This window comes from Aureibaculum luteum (genome assembly GCF_003449015.1).
Taxonomy (GTDB): domain Bacteria; phylum Bacteroidota; class Bacteroidia; order Flavobacteriales; family Flavobacteriaceae; genus Aureibaculum; species Aureibaculum luteum.
The window spans coordinates 326,236-346,436 of sequence record NZ_QRGD01000006.1 but is presented as its reverse complement, the minus strand read 5'-3'; the positions used below and the strand labels follow the sequence as shown (position 1 = coordinate 346,436).

Below are 20,201 nucleotides of genomic sequence, written 5' to 3'. Positions count from 1 at the left end.
ACTATGCTATTGTTAATTCTTCAACTAATTGTTCTTCTGTCTCTAAACGTATTAATGCTCGTTTGTATTCTGTAGGCATCACACGTACAAAATTACTTAAGCTAGTTGCCCAATCTGAAAGTAATCTCTGACCTTTTTTACTATCGGTATAGAGTACATGTTTTTTAATTAAATCTTGTAAATCTAAAGCATCTTCTGCTGAAATTTCTTCAAATTCAATTGTTTCTTGATTACATAATCCATTTACAAATTTGTTACCAGGATCATACACATAAGCTACACCGCCACTCATACCTGCAGCAAAATTTCTACCTGTTTTACCTAAAACAACCACTTTACCACCGGTCATATATTCACAGCAATGATCTCCAACACCTTCAACAACTGCAGTTGCTCCTGAGTTACGTACCGCAAATCGCTCACCTGCAATTCCATTAATATAGGCTTCACCTTGTACGGCTCCAAATAGGCATACATTACCAACGATAATATTTTCTTCAGCTAAAAAGTCAGCTGTTACTGGTTTCTTTATAATTAGTTTTGCACCTGAAAGGCCTTTACCAAGGTAATCATTCGTATTTCCTTCTAGGGTAAATGTTAGACCATGTGCTCCAAATGCTCCAAAACTTTGCCCTGCAGATCCTGTAAAATTAATATTCAAAGTGTCTTCAGGTAAACCTAAATGACCATAAATTTTTGAAATTTCATTACTAACAATTGCACCTACAGTACGGTTTACATTTTTAATAGGATATTCTAGCGTCATTTTTACTTTTCTGTACAATGCCCTATGTGAATCTTTTAAAATTGTAAAATCTAAAACCTTATCAAGATTGTGGTCTTGTTGTTCCGTATTTTTTACAATTAATTTACGATAAGATGAGGGTCTATGTAAGATACTGGATAAATCTAATCCTTTTGCTTTATAATGATGTATGGCTTTATTCGCATTTATTTTATGCGTTTGGCCTACCATTTCTTCTAATGTTCTAAACCCTAATTGAGCCATAATTCCTCTAAGTTCTTCTGCTATATAGAAGAAGAAATTTATGACATGTTCTGGTGTTCCTTTGAAGTTTTTACGTAATTCTTTATCTTGTGTAGCGATGCCAACAGGACAGGTATTTAAATGACATTTTCTCATCATAATACATCCTGACGCAACTAACGGAGCAGTAGCAAATCCGAATTCTTCAGCACCTAATAAAGCAGCTATAGCAACATCACGCCCCGTTTTTAATTGACCATCACATTCTACAACAATTCTACTTCTTAATTTATTTAATACTAATGTCTGTTGTGCTTCTGCCAAACCAAGTTCCCAAGGTAAACCAGCATGTTTTAAAGATGTAAGTGGCGATGCACCCGTACCACCATCGTAACCTGAAATTAGAACAACATCAGCTTTTGCTTTTGCTACACCTGCAGCAATTGTACCTACACCAACTTCCGAAACTAATTTTACATTAATTCGAGCTTCACGATTGGCATTTTTTAAATCGAAAATTAACTGAGCTAAATCTTCAATAGAGTATATGTCATGATGTGGGGGAGGAGAAATTAATCCTACAAATGGTGTTGAATTACGTACAGCAGCAATCCACGGATACACTTTTTCACCCGGTAATTGACCACCTTCTCCAGGTTTTGCACCCTGTGCCATTTTAATTTGAATTTCTCTGGCATTTGTCAAATAGTGAGATGTAACTCCAAATCGACCAGATGCTACTTGTTTTATGGCCGAGTTACGGCTATCTCCATTACTATCTTTTTGAAATCGTTTTCTATCTTCACCACCTTCACCAGAATTAGATTTACCTCCAATACGATTCATGGCAATTGCTAAATTTTCATGAGCTTCTCTTGAAATAGACCCATAAGACATTGCCCCAGTTTTAAATCGTTTTACTATTTCTGTCCAAGGTTCAACTTCTTCAATTGGAATGGGATCTAAATTATCAAATTCAAATAAACCACGAATGGTCATTAAACTTTCTGATTGCTCATTAATGGCATTTGCATAGACATCATAACTATCTTGATCACTTAACCTAACGGCTTGTTGTAATTTAGCAACAGTAGTTGGATTAAATAAATGCTTTTCACCTTTACGTCTCCATCTATATTCACCACCAATGTTCAGGCCTAGTTTTCTGTTAATTTTATTATCTGGATAGGCATTTTTATAGCGTTGATTTATTTCTTTTTCAATTTCATATAAACCAATACCTTCTATTCTTGAAGTTGTGTATGGGAAGTATTTTTCTACAAATTGAGAGTTAAAACCAACAATTTCAAAAATTTGAGAGCCTCGATACGAATGTAACGTTGAGATTCCAATTTTGTTCATGATTTTTAAAATACCCTTTCCAATGGCTTTATTAAAGTTATCAACTGCTTTTTGCTCATCTATGCCTTTAATAAAACCTTCTTTCACTTGTATTCTGATAATTTCATTTACCATGTACGGATTTATGGCACTAGCACCATAACCAAACAATGTGGCAAATTGATGAGGCTCACGTGGTTCAGCAGATTCAATAATAATGTCAAAATAAGAACGTTTTCGCAAACGATTCAGTTGATGATTTACATAAGAACAGGCTAATAATGCAGGAATTGGAGCAAACTCTTGGCTTACACCTCTATCCGATAGAATAATTATATTTGTTTTTCTTTCTATTGCTTTTTCAATCTGAACAATAATATTTTCTAAGGCATCTTCAAGTCCGTTTAGACCTTGTGCTTTTGGATATAAAATTTCTATAGTTTCCGCTTTAAAACTCTCAATAGAAATCGATCTGATTTTCTCTAAATCGGCATTTGAAATTACTGGATTTTGAATTCTTAATTTTCTACATTGTCTTTCTGTAATACTAAAAATATTACGGTCTTTACCTAAGTTAAGGCTAATGTCAGTTACAATTTCTTCACGAATACCATCTAAAGGAGGGTTCGTTACCTGAGCAAATAATTGCTTAAAATAGTTTGATATTAATTGAGGTCTATCTGATAAAACTGCCAAAGGCGTATCAATACCCATTGAACCTAACGCTTCTTTACCCACAATGGCCATCGGCGTAATTACTTCTTGAATATCTTCAAACGTATAGTTAAATAAGCGTTGTCTTGTTTTGATATCTAAAGTTTCAATTGGGCACGTTTCGTTTGTATACGGAACATCTTTTAAATGAAGTCTTTTTTTATCTAACCATTCTCTATAGGGCCTTTCTGAAACAATTTTACTTTTTATTTCTTTATCATTAATAATACGACCGTTATTCATGTCTACTAAAAACATTTTACCGGGCTCTAAACGTCCATGACTTTCAACATCAGACGGATCGATATCTACAACACCAATCTCAGAAGACATGATTAGTTTTCCACTTTTGGTAACTGTATATCTAGATGGTCTTAATCCATTTCTATCTAATAAGGCACCAATATAATCACCATCTGTAAAAGGTACTGATGCAGGACCATCCCATGGTTCCATTATACATCCGTTGTATTCGTAAAAAGCTTTACGTTCATCAGACATTGTTTGGTGTTTTTCCCACGCTTCAGGAATCATCATCATCATAATTTCAGGCAAAGAACGTCCTGTATGAGTTAATAGTTCTACGACCATGTCCATAGAAGCAGAATCGGATTTTCCTGGAAGTATAATTGGGAATAATTTTTCTATTTGTGGACCAAAAACATCACTTTTCATGATTTCTTCACGTACACGCATTCTACTCACATTACCACGTAAGGTGTTAATTTCACCATTTTGACACATAAATCGGAATGGTTGAGCTAACTCCCAAGTAGGCATTGTATTTGTAGAGAAACGTTGATGGACTAATGCCAAACGCGTAACTAAATCTATTTCTTGTAAATCGGTATAATATGGCCCAATATCTTCAGGCATAATAATACCTTTGTATATTAATGTAGTATTAGATAAACTAGGTAAGTAAAAATACCCACCTTCAGATATTTTTGATTTTCTAATACTATGTTCTGTAATTTTACGGGCAGCATATAACTTAGCTTTAAAAGTTGCTTCGTCTATACTCTCATCTTTACCAATAAATATTTGTTCAATATTAGGTTCTGATGCTAATGCTATTTCTCCTAATTGGGAAGAGTCTACAGGTACTTGTCTCCATCCTAATAAAGTAAGCCCTTGTGCTTTTATTTCTTTTTCAAACGTGTCTTTACAAAACAGGTATTGATTATTTACTTTAGGTAGAAAGACCATTCCCACAGCATATGCTCTGGCTTCAGGAATTGGAAAATCACACACACGTTGAAAATATTCATGAGGAATATCAATTAATAGACCGGCACCATCTCCAGTTTTTCCATCAGAACTTACACCTCCTCTATGTTTTAATTTTACAAGAATTTCTAAGGCATCGTGTATGATTTGATTCGTTTTCTCTCCTTTGAGATTACAAATAAAACCTGCACCGCAATTTTCATGTTCAAATTCGGGTAAGTATAGTCCTTGTTGCTTCATAAATTATTATTAGGTCTACAAAATTAAGCAAAATGGCAGGAATAATTTATGATATGCAATAGTATGTTGTAAATAATGTGGTAATAAGAATATTTGACCAATATAAATTAAGGACTCTAAATTTAATAGTAATTAAATTGCCATATTGATAATGTAGCAATAGAAAATACACGGCTAAACCCTTGTTTAACCGTGTAAAATTTAGAAATAAGACTAACTTAAACTTTTAATGTTCGTTCATTCTAAAATCAGGATATGCATCCATACCATGTTCGTGAACGTCTAAACCTTCAAGTTCTTCTCGCTCGGAAACTCGAATTCCGACTGTTTTCTTTAATGTAAATAATATTATAAACGATGTTAATATACAAAATACTGCATAAGCCGCTACTCCAATTAATTGGCTGACAAATTGTGCTCCACTGGCTAATTCTCCAAAAAGGCCAACAGCTAATGTTCCCCAAATTCCACATATTAAATGTACAGCAATAGCTCCAACAGGATCGTCTAATCTCAATTTGTCTACTAAAGCAACACCAAAAACAATAATGGCTCCAGCGATACCTCCAATTAAGATAGCATCCATAGGGCTCATTTGGTCGGCACCGGCTGTTATGCCAACTAAACCACCAAGGATACCATTTAAAAACATGGTTAAATCGTAGTTTTTATATTTTAATGTAGAAACTAAGAAGGCAATTACACCACCTGCGGCGGCAGCTAAACTAGTATTTACTAATGTTAAAGATGTTAATGCAGGGTCGGCAGATAGAACAGATCCTCCGTTAAAACCGAACCATCCCAACCATAGAATTAAAACACCAGCTGTTGCTAATGGTATGTTGTGACCTGGAATAGCTTGTGGTTTACCATTTTTAAATTTTCCAATTCTAGAACCTAATAACCAAACAGCTACCAAAGCAGCCCATCCTCCTACAGAATGCACTAGTGTTGAACCGGCAAAATCATAAAAAGGAGTTTCTAATGTTTTTAAAAATCCACCACCCCAAAACCAAGAACCAGTAATAGGGTAAACAAGGCCTACGTAAATGATTACGAAAATCATAAATGGCCCTAATTTAATCCTTTCAGCAACCGCACCAGAAACTATAGTAGCAGCAGTAGCAGCAAACATTCCTTGAAAAAGGAAATCTGTCCAATAGGTATAACCCGCATTGTAAGCTAGGTCTAAAGTGCCTTCAGCATTTAATGGAGCTTCTAAGCCAAATCCTGCAAAACCAATAAATCCGTTAAATTCACCTGGATACATTAAATTGAAACCGACTAGGCAGTAAAGTAATAATCCAATAGTTATAATAAATATATTTTTAAATAAAATGTTGAGTGTGTTTTTTTGTCTTGTTAATCCGATTTCCAATAATGAAAACCCAAGGTGCATAAAAAATACTAGTGCCGTACAGATCATCATCCATACATTGTTAATTGTAAGTAATTCCATAGTTAGTTGTTATTTTGATTTTTTCTTTAAAGTTTCTCCGCCTTTTTCTCCGGTTCGTATACGATATGCTTCTGATATGTCGGAAACAAAAATTTTACCATCTCCAACATCTCCGGTTGAAGCAGCTTCCAGTAAGGCTTTAATGGTAATTTCTTCAAAATCATCATTAACTACTATTGACAAGTATCTGCGTTGTATGTCTTGAGTACTATAGCTAACACCTCTGTACACGTGTGCTTCTTTTTCATTACCCAATCCGGTTACGTCCCAATAGGAAAAAAAGTTAACATCAACGTTGTGTAATGCTTCTTTTACTTGGACGAATTTTGATTTTCTGATAATTGCTTCTATTTTTTTCATAATATCAAATCTTATATTGTTTAGTTTGATTCAATAATAAGAAAATATTTAGATTTTTCAATCTAAATATTTTCTTATTAATTGATAAAGGTCTCCCTTGCTTGAGTTTTAATATAAATTTTTCTTATTCAATTTCTCTTTGTCTTTTTCCGTGGTAAGCAATTGAACCGTGCTCTGAAAGATCAAGACCAGTGATTTCTTCTTCTTCCGTAACTCGTAAACCGACAGTTTTCTTCATTATGATTAAGAAAACATAAGATAATACAACTGCCCAGAATGCATATGCCAATACGCCAATGGCTTGAGCTCCAAGTTGAGCAGCTCCACCGCCATTAAATAATCCGATACCTGCATCACCGTCTATACCCCATAATCCTATTACTAATGTACCCCATGCACCACAAATTCCGTGAACAGAGATAGCACCAACGGCATCATCAATTTTTAATGTTTTTTCAATGAATCCTATTGAATAGACGACAAGTATACCACCGACTAAACCAGCAAGTACAGCACCACCTTCTCCCATGTTTCCACATCCAGCAGTAATACTTACAAGACCAGCAAGTGCTCCATTTAAGGTCATACTTAGGTTTGGTTTTCCATCTTTAATCCAAGTTAATAATAATGCACCAATTGCCCCTGCAGATGCTGCAAGATTGGTTACAAGAATTACTTGAGAAGCAGCAACTGCATCAGCTCCACCCCAAGCTAATTGAGAACCTCCATTAAATCCGAACCATCCTAACCAAAGTATAAATACACCTAAAGTAGCGTACATTTGATTATGTCCAGGTAATTCAACAGGTTTGCCATTAATGTATTTTCCAATTCTTGGACCTACCATCCAAGCGGCAACTAATGCTGCCCATCCACCAACAGAGTGAACAATTGAAGATCCTGCAAAATCAATAAATTCAGCTGGCATAAATGAAGCGGTGTTTAACCAACCGCCATTCCATTCCCATCCTCCTGCGATTGGATAGATAAAAGCAGTTAAGACGATACTAAATATAGCATAGGTTGTGTATTTTGTTCGACCAGCAATTGCTCCAGATACGATAGTTGCTGCTGTGGCGGCAAAAACAGTTTGAAAGAATAAATCAGCAGCACCTTGAGAAAAAGTTAAGCCTCCCCAATGGAAATAACCTCCACCAGAAACATCTGAACCGTACATCAAAGAATATCCGATAAACCAAAAGGCTAAGGAGCCAACTGCGATATCTAGAAAGTTTTTCATTGCAATGTTTACTGCATTTTTAGAATCTGTCATTCCAGATTCAACAAGGAAGAAACCTGCTTGCATAAAAAATACAAGAATTGCTGCAATAACCATCCATAACATTCCCATGTCGTCTTTCGTGGCCATTTCAACTACTTCCGCAGTGTCTTGTATAAAAAGAGGTAAATTTAATATTGACATAATTATTTGGTTTTTAAGGGTTAGTATTAAAGATTAAGCAAAGCATGTAACCATACTTGCTTTGCTTAATCTTTTAAAGTATTAGTCAAACTTGTAAATGGCTGCCAATGTAAATGCAGATAAGCTATTTGCAGCTTCTCCTTTAGAATTTACATAAGGCTCATTATTGTCAACATTACTCCAAGAATCTAATCTGATTTCTGGCTTAATAATTAAGTTTTCAATTGTATAGCTAGCTGTTAGGGTTGTAGCAAATACACTTGGTAAGTCATCAAAATCTTTTGAGTGATATCCAAAATACTCTCCTCTTAAACCAATGCTAAAAGAATCAGATGTGGCTAATTGTGGATATAAAGCAGCTCCGTAAAAACCTTCATCATCACTTGTTTGGTATGCTCCGTTAATTCCTAAGAAGAAACTATCAGATAAATCGAATCCACCTGTATAGTCAACTTCAAAACCTAAACCACCATAGTTACCACTATCATAGTAGAAGTTTAAGTATTGACCAGAATAACCTATTTGAGCACCAAGTGAATATTCGCCAGTTGTAGAAACGTCATTAGTATCCCAAGGATTCATAATTGCAAGCATTAAGCTAAAATCTTCAGATAATGTAAAGTCTGCTTTTAAACCAAGATGTGAAAAAGGACCGCTTGAAAATAAATAAGAAGTACTATAGTTAAAGTTTGCTACAGGAGAGATAACTTCATATCCTAAAAACGTATTAAAACGTCCCATAGTTAATTTAGTACCTTCAGAAACATTCCAATAAACGTATGCTTGATTAACGATACCGTCGATAATATCACTATTAAAAGTTGCAGCAGCACCTCTTGGTCCTGAAACCAGATCAAGAACAGCACCTATTTTCTCTCCTTCGTAACTCACAATTAGATTACCCATTCCTAAAGCAAAACCTGATTGATCTGCAAAAGCAGTTCCAAAAGACTGGTCTAAATCATCAGAAGTAGATAAATAAGATTGGTAGTAAGCGTCTACTGAACCAGAAATAGAAAGTTTACTTTTCTTCTCTTCTCCTTCAGTTTGGGCAATTGCATTTATACCACTTAATAGTATTGCTAATGTTAAAATACTTTTTGTAAATCTTAAATTTTTAAGTTTTGATTTACTTTCATGTTTTTTAATTAATTTCATAAAATTGATTTTTAATTTGAATAATATATTTTGTCTTACAGCGGTCAAATGTAAAAATTAATTTGAATAAAAAAAGGGGGGTCTCCTTTCGGAAACATGAATTTAAATTATTATTAATAAAAATTTAAGGGGTATAACTTTAAAAATATAATATTTAACGAATTTTATATGTGAAAAATAGGGGGTGTGAAAATTTTTACAATAATTTTGATGATATGATAAAAATGCAGTTTTAAGAAAAAAATATCATTTTCAGTAAAATTGTGTAGTATTTTAACTGATAAAATGTTGATTGGCAGTTTATTTGTGTAAATAACATATTAATACATTAAAAACAGCTCACATTTGTTACATATGTGATATTGTGGAATAGTTTTTAAAGATTTATATATATTGCATTATTAATAATGGCATGTATTTATGAAGTATCAATTTACCTATTTGATTAATTTACAATTCTTAGGCTTTCGTTTTCATGGTTGGCAAAAACAAACCAATGCTAAAACGCTGCATGAAATGGTTGATAAAACCTTATCTTTTGTGTTTAATCATGAGAATTATAAAACGCTAGGGGTGGGTAGAACAGATGCTAAGGTGTCTGCTAATAACTATATTTTTCAGCTTTTTTGTGATGAAGAATTAGATTTGAAATCATTTATGAAAGATTTGAATTCAAATTTCCCTCCAGATTTTAAAGGATTAGCTATTGAAAAGACTACAAATGATTTTAATATAATTCAACATCCTAAGGTTAAGGAATATTTGTATTTCTTTTCTTTTGGGGAAAAAAACCACCCTTTTGCTGCTCCTTTTATAGTAGGGTTAGAAGAATATTTGGATATTGAGTTGATGAAACAAGGAGCGAAACTATTTAAAGGAGAGCACTTTTTTCATAAATATTGTACGCAACCTTCAGCTCATACTATTTTTAAACGAACTATTGATTGTTGTGAAATTGTTGAAAATGACATCTACACTGCCAATTTTTTTCCTGAAAAGAGTTATTGTTTACGTGTTAAGGGGAGTGGGTTTTTACGATATCAAATAAGGTTGATGATGGGGGTATTGTTTAAATTAGGAAAGGGGGAATTGGATTTAGACTTTATTGAGCAATCCCTGATGGAAAATAATGACCGTAAATTTTTTCCAACTATTGCACCAAGTTCTGGATTACAATTGTATGATTTGGAATTTAATAATTCTTCAAGTAGTAGTTAATTTAAAATTTATTTATTCTTTTTTAATGACTTCAGGTGTGTTCATCCAATATTTATTTTCGCCATTATATTTTGAAATACAGTTATCAATGAGTGGTTTATCAATTAAAAAACAGCTGTCTTTAAATTTTAAACTATCATTAATATCTAATACAAATAATTCTCTATACTGCTGATATTTTAATATTCTTTTCCTGCCTAATAAATTTCCATTGATGTCTTTAAAGTTTGAAATTTTAGCAGTAGCTCTTGCTATTTTATAATTTTTACTTTTGAAATTAACTATTATGGTTTTATCCTTAACAATAATATCTTCAACCTCCAATTTTTTACCCATCACCGAATAAAAGGTATAAAAATCTTTATTATTGACGGATTCCTCATCAACTATATTACTCATTCTAAACTGTAAATACGTAGGGTGTAATTTGTAATCTAGTATTCTAAAATAGCTCTTATCGGTTTTATCAACAATATTGAATGAGTTGTTAAATGAAATATATTTTAGATACATTAAAGAATCGATAGATTGTTCTCGTCCATATTCCATTGCAATGTTAAAAATCTCATTATCATCTTGCTTGTTAATGCATTTGTAAATAATTTTATGGATGGCAAAATTATTGGGTTCAACATACAGCTCTCCTAATATATTAATCCAAGGTGCGGTTTTGAGCTTGTTGTTTGAAAATTTATGGTTTTTTAATAAATCTCGAGTTAATTTATAAATGTAAGAAAATGAGTTTGTGTTATAGTTTCTAATGGCGTCATGCACACGGAGAATAAAAAGTTCATTACCACCTTGATCAGGTATAAAGGCGTCAGTGATAAATTTTTTAGAATCTGAATAATTTACGGGATTTAGTGTGTCATAAAGTATCGGTAAATCCTCTCTTAAAAAATCTGTGTTTACTTTATAGTCTAATAATCTATATTTATTTAGGTTACTATTCGCATCAAAACCATTATCGAATGTGTGAACGATGCCTTCATTCAGATTTATATATTCATTCTTGTGTTTTTGATAGTCTCTGTAATAAGAGACATAAGTAAAAGGATCAGTAGGGTAATTTTTTGATATATTTTTTATTACTTCTTTAATCACCTTTTTAGATCTTATCTTGTCTTTAAGGGTTGTTAATTTAACTTCGCCTAGTGTAAAAATGGCTGGTTGCAAGTAAATATTATTTACATCATTTATTTTGAATTTGCTAAACGCTATTAACTGTCTGTTGTAACCAATGAATGATATTGATATAGTATCTGACAAGAAATTTGGTCTTATGCTGATTCTAAAATCACCTTCTTCATTTGCAGCAAGTCCTAAGTTATTATTTGCTAATAATACAGTAGCAAAGGGTAGTGGTTCTTTGGTCTTAGCATCAAATACTTTTCCATTAATAAAGTCTGAAGATTGCCCAAAAAAGCTTAAGGAAATAAAACAGAACAAGAAGAAAAATAATGACTTTTGAATGTTGGTATTCATGTGGTTGATAGTTGGAGATTGCTTTATATTGCGACTAGGTAGTGCACAAAAATTGTACCGTTTTTCATATATTATTTGTTGTTTTAAGATATGTTTATCATTGGATTAATTATAACGAGCTCTGGATTTTGGATGTCTAAAGTAAAATTAATTTATTTGAGTTACATTTTAATGATTTAATCGTCATTAATATATGCGTATCATTATTATATGTTTTCTATTAATTTTTTTTAATTTGAATTCTCAAGAAATAAATAGAAATGAATTTATGGGTTCTTGGACTTATACAGGGTGTAAAATAATGAGTTCGTATTGCGGGGGTTTTCCGGAATCAGAAGAATCAGAAGATGATGAAGTGTTTCAACTTGAATTTTATACCTCAGGTGATTTTCGGGTTGTTAATCAAAAAAAAAGATGAATTAACACAAAGTGAAAAATTTGGGCTATGTGTACTTTTTGAAGAAGAAAAGTTAAAAATGAAAATTGATGATGAAGAAATAATCTTTAAAATTGAAATAAAAAACTTTACCTGTCAACTAAATGTGCTCAAGTCGAATTTATTAGAAGCGAAAAGTAACATAATTGTATGAATCTTAATGTGTTCATACAATTATGCTTAAAATATTTTAATCTTTCAACACGCTTCTCGAAATTACAATCTTTTGAATCTCGCTTGTTCCTTCGTAAATTTGGGTTATTTTGGCATCACGCATCATTCGTTCTACATGGTATTCTTTTACAAAACCATAACCTCCATGTATTTGCACGGCTTCCACAGTAACTCGCATTGCCATATCAGCAGCATAAAGTTTAGCCATAGCACCAGATAAGTCATAATTTGCATGTTGGTCTTTGTCCCATGCAGCTTTCATACATAAATGTCTGGCCGCTTCAATTTCGGTTGCCATGTCGGCTAATTTAAAAGCTATCGCTTGATGTCTGCTAATTTCTTTACCAAAAGCTTTACGTTCTTTAGAGTATTGTAAAGCCAATTCGTAAGCACCAGAAGCTATACCTAAGGCTTGTGATGCAATTCCTATTCTACCTCCTGCTAAGGTTTTCATGGCAAATTTGAATCCAAACCCGTCTTCACCAATTCTATTTTCTTTGGGTACCTTTACATCAGTAAATAATAAGGAGTGGGTGTCAGACCCTCTAATTCCTAATTTATTTTCTTTTGGGCCTAATTCAAAACCAGGCATTCCTTTTTCGACAATTAATACGTTTATGCCTTTATGTCCTTTTTCTACATCCGTTTGAGCTATTACTAAATAAACACTGGCTGTACTTCCGTTGGTAATCCAATTTTTTGTACCATTTAAAATATAATGATCTCCTTTGTCAATTGCAGTTGTTTTTTGTGAGGTTGCATCACTACCAGCTTCAGGTTCACTAAGGCAAAAAGCACCAATTATTTCTCCAGTAGCTAATCTGGTTAAGTATTTTTGTTTTTGTTCTTCAGTACCGTAAGTTTCAATTCCCCAACAGACTAAAGAATTATTCACAGACATTACTACAGAACAGGATGCGTCAACTTTTGAAATTTCTTCCATAGCCAATACATATGATATCGTGTCCATTCCTCCACCGCCATATTTTGGTTCAACCATCATTCCTAAGAATCCCAATTCTCCCATTTTTTTGATTTGTTCTGTTGGGAATTCTTGCTTGTCGTCACGTTCAATTACTCCAGGTAATAATTCTGTTTTAGCAAATTCACGAGCAGCATCGCGAATCATTATATGTTCTTCAGTAAGATTAAAATCCATTATATATTTATTAGTGAGATTAGAATTTATGACATCAAATATACATTTTTTATAAAAATCTTGTTGTATTTTTACGGAATGAATAATATTTGGTAAAAAATTAGTGACTATATTAGTAACTAATATGGTAAGAATACTAACTTTTTAACTTTAAAATTTAGTTTTTAAATATATGTTTTTACTTTAAGTGTTCAAAAGAAATTTAAAAAATAATTCAACCTTTATTTAAATAATATTATGAATCAGTTATAGCTACATAGAATGTGTTTTGTTTTAAGAGAAGCAAGTTTGTCTTGCATAAAAGATATTAATATGTAATTGAATTATAATAGAAATGAAAGAATTATTAAAAAAGTACGAAGATAAACAACCAGAAATAGTTTTCCATTGGCAAGATGCAGAAACAGAAGCTGAGGGGTGGACCGTTATTAATTCACTGCGTGGAGGAGCTGCCGGTGGTGGTACAAGAATGCGTAAAGGATTGGATATGAATGAGGTATTGTCGTTGGCAAAAACCATGGAAGTTAAATTTACGGTTTCTGGTCCAGCGATTGGTGGTGCAAAATCGGGAATTAACTTTGATCCGAATGATGTAAGAAAAAGAGGCGTTTTAGAACGGTGGTATAAGGTTGTGTCTCCTTTGTTAAAGCATTACTACGGTACAGGTGGCGATTTGAATGTTGATGAAATTCACGATGTAATTCCACTAACAGAAGAGTGTGGAGTTTGGCATCCTCAAGAAGGTGTTTTTAATGGACATTTTCAACCAACAGAAGCTGAAAAAATTAATAGAATTGGGCAATTACGTCATGGAGTAATTAAGGTAATAGAAGATCCGAAGTATACACCAAAGATTTCAAGAAAATATACAGTTGCTGATATGTTAACGGGCTATGGTGTTGCCGAAGCTGTTAAGCATTACTATGACATTTATGGAGGCGATATTAAAGGGAAACGAGCTATTGTTCAAGGTTTTGGAAATGTAGGGTCTGCGGCTGCTTACTATTTAAATCAGTTAGGAGCAAAAATTGTTGGTATTATAGATAGGAGTGGAGGGGTTATTAATGAAAATGGATTTAGTTCAGAGGAAGTACGACAAATGTTTCTTAATAAAAGAGGAAATATGTTGGTGGCTGAAGAGATGATTCCATTTGAAGAAATGAATGAACGCATTTGGACAATTCCAGCGGAAATTTTTATTCCGGCAGCGGCCTCAAGGTTAGTAACTAAAGAACAGATTACGTCAATGATAAAAACGGGATTGGAAGTTATTTCACCTGGAGCAAATGTCCCTTTTGCAGATAAGGAAATTTTCTTTGGACCGATTATGGAATACACGGATAAGCAAGTGAGTCTTTTACCAGATTTTGTTTCAAATTGTGGTATTGCACGTGTTTTTGCTTATTTAATGGAGAGTAAAGTTGAAATTCCGATGCGAGATGAAGCTATATTTAATGATACTTCAGAAACTATTTTTAGAGCCCTAAAAAAAATATATGACTTACATCCTTACAAAACAGATATTTGCAAAACAGGTTTCAGAATTGCGTTGGAACAATTGATTTAATTTTATATATTTATGCCAAATTAAAAACCAAACGATGACGGCAGTAATTATACTTATTTTTGTATTGGGTTATTTAGCAATAACTCTAGAGCACCCTTTAAAATTAGATAAAACTGTCCCGGCCTTGCTCATGGCAGCTTTAATGTGGGCCTTGTTGGCAATTGGTTTTCATCAAGGTTGGTTTAATGTTATTGATGGTCATGAAAATGTTTTTGATTTTTTAGGAGCACATGATAAAGAACATGTAGAAGAAGGTTTTACCAACATGTTACTACATCATTTAGGTAAAACAGCTGAAATTTTAGTCTTTTTGATTGGAGCAATGACAATTGTTGAAATTGTTGACCTACATCAAGGTTTTGATGTTCTTAAGAGCTGGGTAAAGACTACAAGCAAGAAAAAATTATTATGGATTTTAGCAATATTAGCCTTTATTTTATCTGCCATAATAGATAATTTAACGGCAACAATTGTATTGATAACCTTACTGAGAAAATTAATACCAGAAAGAAACGATAGACTTTGGTTTGCAGGTATGATTGTTATAGCAGCTAATGCTGGTGGAGCGTGGTCTCCGATAGGAGATGTAACAACCACTATGTTGTGGATAGGTAAAAGAGTTTCAGCTTTACATTTAGTAGAAAGATTAGTTTTACCATCAATAATATGTATGGTGATTCCGGTATTTGTTGCTACGTTGCTGCCTGCATTTAAGGGTAACGTCGATACAGATCCTAATGAGTACAACGAGGCAAATAAATCTTTATTAAGTAGTAAAACAATGCTGTTTTTAGGATTAGGAATGATTGTTTCTGTTCCAATTTTTAAAACAGTTACACATTTACCTCCTTATTTAGGTATGATGTTAGCTTTAGGTGTTGTTTGGTTAGTTTCTGAATATATTCATCCAGAAGAAGATTTTACAAATGAACGTAAACATTTGTACTCTGCACATAAAGCATTATCTAGAATAGAAATGTCTAGTATCTTATTTTTCTTAGGTATTTTGATGGCTGTAGCGGCTTTGGAAGCCTTGGTTTATGGAAGCGTAAATATTGATGGAGTTGAGGTTCAAGTGGGTACATTAAGATATGTTGCTGAAATACTCAATAGTGCCATACCTAATCAGTCCGTTGTAATCTTTATTTTAGGTATTTTAAGTGCTATTATTGATAATGTTCCTTTAGTGGCTGCGTCAATGGGTATGTATGATTTGCCAATGGATTCTAGTCTATGGCATTTAATTGCGTATTCTGCAGGAACAGGGGGTAGTATGCTTATTATTGGTTCTGCTGCTGGTGTTGCCGCAATGGGTATGGAAAAGATAGATTTTATATGGTATTTAAAGAATATTACATGGTTAGCGGCTATTGGTTTTATAGTCGGTTATTTTGTTTTACTCTTTATGGAAACATTGTAAAAATATAGGTCCCGCCAAAAGGCGGGATTTTTTTTATAAATCAAACAATTTTTATTAAAATATTTCGTTACCTATTTATTATCCCTAAAACTACTACTATTATATGTTACTCACAATCCAACAAGGTGTTGAAACAGCTCAAGACAATTTAGAAGAACTTATTCCAGAAGAAAAAACATTATCTATTTATGACCTCATAATGGATGGTGGACTTGGTGGTCAGATAATTATCGCCATTTTGGTAGTACTTCTTGCTATTGCACTTTACATTTATTTTGAACGCTTTTTAGCTATTAAGGCAGCCTCAAAAACTGATAAGAATTTTATGAATCAGATTCGAGATCATATTTCGAATGGCAAGTTAGAAGCTGCAAAAATTTTATGTGCACAAGCTTCTTCTCCAGCCTCTAGACTTATTGAAAAAGGAGTTTCTAGAATAGGTAAACCATTAGAGGATATTAACACTGCAATTGAAAATGCTGGTAAATTAGAAATTTACAAATTAGAAAAAAACGTAAGTGTTATCGCAACTATTGCAGGGGCCGCTCCAATGATTGGATTCTTAGGAACCGTAATTGGAATGATTGTTGCAATTCATGAAATTGCGAATGCAGGTGGACAAATTGACATCAAAATGTTATCTGACGGTTTATATACAGCCATGACTACGACTGTTGCCGGATTAATAGTAGGTATTATAGCATATATTGCCTATAATCATTTGGTTGTTCGTACTAATAAAGTAATTTATCAAATGGAAGCACAATCGGTTGACTTTTTAGACCTTTTAAATGAACCTGCATAAAGATGGATTTTAGAGGTAGAAATAAAGTAAGTCCAGAATTTAATATGTCGTCAATGACGGATATTGTATTCTTGTTATTGATATTTTTTATGTTAACTTCAACATTAGTTACCGTAAATGCCTTAGACATTTTATTGCCAAAGGCGTCAGGTAAAACTGAAAATAATAAATCAGTGGCAGTGAGTATCACTAAGGGATTAGATTTTTATATAGATAGAGAAAAGGTAAATGAAAAGGATATTGAACAAAGTTTATTGTCAATTTTATCTACTCAAGATAATCCAACTATAGTTTTACGTGCAGAAGAAGGTGTGCCGATTGAGAAGGCCGTTAATGTATTAGATATTGCCAATAGAAATAAATTCAAAGTAATTTTAGCGGTTAGACCGAATTAAAATGGAACTTTTAGATACAGAATACAAGCGTAAGTCAGCAATATTAACTGCCATTATAATGGGGATAATGTTGTTTTTGATTTTTACCTTCGGGCTAAAATATTTAGATCCGCCAGAAGAGTATGGTATTGCTGTAAATTTTGGTACATCAGATGTTGGTAGTGGTAATACTCAGTCAGAACCTGCACCATCATCATCTGCTTCTCAAGAGGAAGTAGAAGAGGTTGAAGAAGTTGTTGAAGAAGTTCAAGAAGTCGAAGAAGTTCAAGAAGTTCAAGAAACACCAACAGAGGCTGATGTTACGCCTTCGAAGGCAGAAGATGTTATCACAAATGATAATGCTGAGTCTATAAAAATAAATAAGCAAAAAGAAGCTGAAAGAAAAGCAGAGGCGACTAAAAAGAGAATAGAAGACGCAAAACGTAAAGCGGATAGAGAGGCCAAACAAAAAGCAGATCAAATTAGAAAACAGAAAGCTGCCGAAAAAGCTGCTAAAGAAGCAAAAGAAGCGAAGGATAGAGCCGAAAAAGCTGCTAAACGAGAAGGTTTGGATGGTATGTTCGATAAATTAGGAAAAGGAGATGGAACGGGCGGAACTGGTAGTGGTGGCGATGGTGATGATGGTAAAGCTGGAGATAAAGGAAACCCTAATGGAGATAAAAATGCGAGTGGATATTACGGCAATGGTGGTGGTGGAAGCGGAGGAAACTATCGTTTAGGAAATAGAAAAGCGACTTCAACTCCAAAGCCAACTTATGATTGTAATGAGCAAGGAAAAGTTGTTGTTAGTATTTCGGTTGACAAGAGTGGACGTGTTTTAGCCGCAACTGCAGGTATAAAAGGCACAACAAATTCTGCTCCATGTTTACTTAAAAGAGCTAAAGAAGCTGCTTTAAAAACAAAATTTAACTCAGATACCAATGCTCCTTCAAAACAGGTAGGTTCTATTATTTATAACTTTTCCTTATCTAATTAAAATTGACTTACAAAGCAACATTAGATTGGATGTTCTCACAACTTCCAATGTATCAACGTCAAGGCAAAATTGCATTTAAAAAAGATTTGACCAACACCTTATCTTTAACAGCACACCTTGGTAATCCACATCAAAAATTTAAAAGTGTACATGTTGCGGGAACGAATGGTAAAGGTTCAACAAGCCATATGATAGCGGCTGTTTTGCAGGAAGCTGGTTATAAAGTAGGATTGTACACTTCACCGCATTTAAAAGACTTTAGAGAGCGTATTAAAATAAATGGTAACTGTATTTCTGAAAAAGAAGTTGTTCAGTTTATAAAGAATAATAAGACTTTTTTAGAGCAGCAAAAATTGTCATTTTTTGAAATGACAGTTGGATTGGCTTTTGATTATTTTGCCAAACAAAAAGTTGACATTGCTATCATAGAAGTTGGTCTTGGTGGTAGATTAGATTCTACGAATATTATTACTCCAGAAGTTTCTGTAATTACAAATATTGGATTTGACCATACTCAGATGTTAGGTAACACGTTGCCTGAAATAGCCTTTGAAAAAGCAGGTATTATCAAAAAGGGTATTCCAGTTGTAGTAAGTGAACGGCAGCCTGAAGTACAAAATGTTTTTTTAAAGCGATCTGAAGAATTAGCGGCACCAATTTATTTTGCTGAAGATGAGGTTACTGAAGATTATAAAAGTGACTTACTTGGTCTTTACCAGCAAAAAAATAGTAAAGCAGCTGTTCAAACTTTGTTAGTTTTAAGAAAGCAAGGATTTAAAATCTCGGATAAGGAGATTAAAAAAGGACTCTTAGAAGTTGTAAATAATACGGGTTTGTTAGGCCGTTGGCAAACGTTAGGCCATAATCCATTAATAATTTGCGATACTGCACATAATAAAGAAGGCTTAACTTATGTCTTAAAACAATTGGCAGAACAAGTTTTTGAGAAGTTGCATATCGTTATTGGAGTCGTAAATGATAAGGATTTGAGTAGTGTATTGCCATTATTTCCAAAAAATGCAATGTATTATTTTTGTAGACCAGATATTCCTCGAGGTTTAGATGCTGATGAGTTACGTATTGAAGCGAGTAGTTTTCAACTTAATGGATTATCGTATTTGTCTGTATTACAGGCTTTAAATGCAGCAAGAAGTAACACAAAAAGTACAGATTTAATTTTTGTAGGAGGTAGTACATTTGTAGTTGCTGAGGTGGTTTAAAATTAATTTAATTTTTTATTAAAAAACCTTTGTGATAATGAAAAACTAATTTATATTTGCATCCGCTTTAGGGCAATAAGTCCTCTAGTAATTGAAATAGGGCAATTAGCTCTCCCGACGCTTCGGGAGGTTCAGAGTCCTTAAGTATTGAAATAGGGCAATTAGCTCAGTTGGTTCAGAGCACCTCGTTTACACCGAGGGGGTCGGGGGTTCGAATCCCTCATTGCCCACTAAAATAGTAACAAATTTCATCAAAAACCCGTAAACATCAATGTTTACGGGTTTTTTCATTTTTAAGAATATCAAATAATACCAAATAACACCATATAAAATCATTTTAATCGGGAGGAATTCGGGAGTCATTTTTGAAAGGGTATTTACTCCCGAATTGGCTGTGAACGATTGCTATTACTGGTCGCCTGATTTTTTTTTG

General features: G+C 33.3%; 15 protein-coding genes and 1 tRNA gene. 9 read left to right on the top strand and 7 right to left on the bottom strand.

What is annotated here, in order from left to right; translation table 11 throughout:
• Position 1 precedes the first annotated feature (1 nt).
• The 5 genes from gltB to D3P13_RS15160 form a co-directional block, all read right to left on the bottom strand.
• Positions 2 to 4,513 (bottom strand): glutamate synthase large subunit, encoded by a 4,512-nt coding sequence (gltB, locus tag D3P13_RS15180; RefSeq protein ID WP_117883711.1) that lies wholly within the window; start codon positions 4,511 to 4,513, stop codon positions 2 to 4.
• Positions 4,514 to 4,739: 226 nt separating this feature from the next.
• Positions 4,740 to 5,972 carry an ammonium transporter gene (locus tag D3P13_RS15175; protein WP_117883710.1) on the bottom strand — a complete coding sequence of 411 codons (1,233 nt, stop codon included), beginning with the start codon at positions 5,970 to 5,972 and terminating at the stop codon, positions 4,740 to 4,742.
• Positions 5,973 to 5,981: 9 nt separating this feature from the next.
• Positions 5,982 to 6,332 carry a P-II family nitrogen regulator gene (locus D3P13_RS15170; RefSeq protein WP_117883709.1) on the bottom strand — a complete coding sequence of 117 codons (351 nt, stop codon included), beginning with the start codon at positions 6,330 to 6,332 and terminating at the stop codon, positions 5,982 to 5,984.
• 124 nt (positions 6,333 to 6,456) lie between these two features.
• On the bottom strand, positions 6,457 to 7,755 hold the full coding sequence (locus tag D3P13_RS15165) for an ammonium transporter (RefSeq protein WP_117883708.1): 1,299 nt from the start codon (positions 7,753 to 7,755) through the stop codon (positions 6,457 to 6,459).
• An 81-nt stretch (positions 7,756 to 7,836) separates the two neighbouring features.
• Positions 7,837 to 8,913, bottom strand: a complete 1,077-nt coding sequence (locus D3P13_RS15160) for an outer membrane beta-barrel protein (protein WP_117883707.1) — start codon at positions 8,911 to 8,913, stop codon at positions 7,837 to 7,839.
• A 420-nt stretch (positions 8,914 to 9,333) separates the two neighbouring features.
• Between D3P13_RS15160 and D3P13_RS15155 the strand changes: the two genes are divergently transcribed.
• Positions 9,334 to 10,131 carry a tRNA pseudouridine synthase A gene (locus tag D3P13_RS15155; RefSeq protein WP_117883706.1) on the top strand — a complete coding sequence of 266 codons (798 nt, stop codon included), beginning with the start codon at positions 9,334 to 9,336 and terminating at the stop codon, positions 10,129 to 10,131.
• 12 nt (positions 10,132 to 10,143) lie between these two features.
• Here D3P13_RS15155 and D3P13_RS15150 read toward each other — a convergent pair whose 3' ends face one another.
• Positions 10,144 to 11,616, bottom strand: coding sequence for a carboxypeptidase-like regulatory domain-containing protein (locus D3P13_RS15150; RefSeq protein WP_117883705.1), 1,473 nt, complete (start codon positions 11,614 to 11,616; stop codon positions 10,144 to 10,146).
• 347 nt (positions 11,617 to 11,963) lie between these two features.
• Here D3P13_RS15150 and D3P13_RS15140 point away from each other — a divergent pair, with 347 nt between their 5' ends.
• On the top strand, positions 11,964 to 12,206 hold the full coding sequence (locus tag D3P13_RS15140) for a hypothetical protein (RefSeq protein WP_157972931.1): 243 nt from the start codon (positions 11,964 to 11,966) through the stop codon (positions 12,204 to 12,206).
• Between the two features lie 36 nt (positions 12,207 to 12,242).
• Here D3P13_RS15140 and D3P13_RS15135 read toward each other — a convergent pair whose 3' ends face one another.
• Positions 12,243 to 13,385, bottom strand: a complete 1,143-nt coding sequence (locus tag D3P13_RS15135) for an acyl-CoA dehydrogenase (RefSeq protein WP_117883702.1) — start codon at positions 13,383 to 13,385, stop codon at positions 12,243 to 12,245.
• A 334-nt stretch (positions 13,386 to 13,719) separates the two neighbouring features.
• Here D3P13_RS15135 and D3P13_RS15130 point away from each other — a divergent pair, with 334 nt between their 5' ends.
• The 7 genes from D3P13_RS15130 to D3P13_RS15100 all read left to right on the top strand — a co-directional run bounded on the left by D3P13_RS15130 (position 13,720) and on the right by D3P13_RS15100 (position 19,998).
• Complete coding sequence (locus D3P13_RS15130) at positions 13,720 to 14,952, top strand: Glu/Leu/Phe/Val dehydrogenase dimerization domain-containing protein (protein ID WP_117883701.1); 1,233 nt, start codon at positions 13,720 to 13,722, stop codon at positions 14,950 to 14,952.
• 34 nt (positions 14,953 to 14,986) lie between these two features.
• A complete protein-coding gene (gene nhaD, locus D3P13_RS15125) occupies positions 14,987 to 16,372 on the top strand; it encodes a sodium:proton antiporter NhaD (protein ID WP_117883700.1) in 1,386 nt (461 codons plus the stop codon).
• A gap of 103 nt (positions 16,373 to 16,475) precedes the next feature.
• A complete protein-coding gene (locus D3P13_RS15120) occupies positions 16,476 to 17,177 on the top strand; it encodes a MotA/TolQ/ExbB proton channel family protein (protein WP_117883699.1) in 702 nt (233 codons plus the stop codon).
• Positions 17,178 to 17,179: 2 nt separating this feature from the next.
• On the top strand, positions 17,180 to 17,572 hold the full coding sequence (locus tag D3P13_RS15115; protein ID WP_117883698.1) for an ExbD/TolR family protein: 393 nt from the start codon (positions 17,180 to 17,182) through the stop codon (positions 17,570 to 17,572).
• Between the two features lies 1 nt (position 17,573).
• The gene (locus tag D3P13_RS15110) at positions 17,574 to 18,548 is read left to right on the top strand and encodes an energy transducer TonB (protein ID WP_117883697.1); all 975 of its coding nucleotides are present in this window, start codon (positions 17,574 to 17,576) and stop codon (positions 18,546 to 18,548) included.
• A 2-nt stretch (positions 18,549 to 18,550) separates the two neighbouring features.
• Positions 18,551 to 19,768 (top strand): bifunctional folylpolyglutamate synthase/dihydrofolate synthase, encoded by a 1,218-nt coding sequence (locus tag D3P13_RS15105; protein ID WP_117883696.1) that lies wholly within the window; start codon positions 18,551 to 18,553, stop codon positions 19,766 to 19,768.
• A 155-nt stretch (positions 19,769 to 19,923) separates the two neighbouring features.
• A tRNA-Val gene (locus D3P13_RS15100) sits at positions 19,924 to 19,998 on the top strand.
• Positions 19,999 to 20,201 lie beyond the last annotated feature (203 nt).

What these genes read in the sequence shown, in the direction of transcription:
- D3P13_RS15120 (WP_117883699.1), top strand. Translation starts at nt 16,476, where the DNA reads ATGTTACTCACAATCCAACAAGGTGTTGAAACAGCTCAAGACAATTTA.
- D3P13_RS15155 (WP_117883706.1), top strand. Translation starts at nt 9,334, where the DNA reads ATGAAGTATCAATTTACCTATTTGATTAATTTACAATTCTTAGGCTTT.
- gltB (WP_117883711.1), bottom strand. Translation starts at nt 4,513, where the DNA reads ATGAAGCAACAAGGACTATACTTACCCGAATTTGAACATGAAAATTGC.
- D3P13_RS15110 (WP_117883697.1), top strand. Translation starts at nt 17,574, where the DNA reads ATGGAACTTTTAGATACAGAATACAAGCGTAAGTCAGCAATATTAACT.
- D3P13_RS15130 (WP_117883701.1), top strand. Translation starts at nt 13,720, where the DNA reads ATGAAAGAATTATTAAAAAAGTACGAAGATAAACAACCAGAAATAGTT.
- D3P13_RS15175 (WP_117883710.1), bottom strand. Translation starts at nt 5,972, where the DNA reads ATGGAATTACTTACAATTAACAATGTATGGATGATGATCTGTACGGCA.
- nhaD (WP_117883700.1), top strand. Translation starts at nt 14,987, where the DNA reads ATGACGGCAGTAATTATACTTATTTTTGTATTGGGTTATTTAGCAATA.
- D3P13_RS15160 (WP_117883707.1), bottom strand. Translation starts at nt 8,913, where the DNA reads ATGAAATTAATTAAAAAACATGAAAGTAAATCAAAACTTAAAAATTTA.
- D3P13_RS15135 (WP_117883702.1), bottom strand. Translation starts at nt 13,385, where the DNA reads ATGGATTTTAATCTTACTGAAGAACATATAATGATTCGCGATGCTGCT.
- D3P13_RS15140 (WP_157972931.1), top strand. Translation starts at nt 11,964, where the DNA reads ATGATGAAGTGTTTCAACTTGAATTTTATACCTCAGGTGATTTTCGGG.
- D3P13_RS15150 (WP_117883705.1), bottom strand. Translation starts at nt 11,616, where the DNA reads ATGAATACCAACATTCAAAAGTCATTATTTTTCTTCTTGTTCTGTTTT.
- D3P13_RS15165 (WP_117883708.1), bottom strand. Translation starts at nt 7,755, where the DNA reads ATGTCAATATTAAATTTACCTCTTTTTATACAAGACACTGCGGAAGTA.
- D3P13_RS15115 (WP_117883698.1), top strand. Translation starts at nt 17,180, where the DNA reads ATGGATTTTAGAGGTAGAAATAAAGTAAGTCCAGAATTTAATATGTCG.
- D3P13_RS15170 (WP_117883709.1), bottom strand. Translation starts at nt 6,332, where the DNA reads ATGAAAAAAATAGAAGCAATTATCAGAAAATCAAAATTCGTCCAAGTA.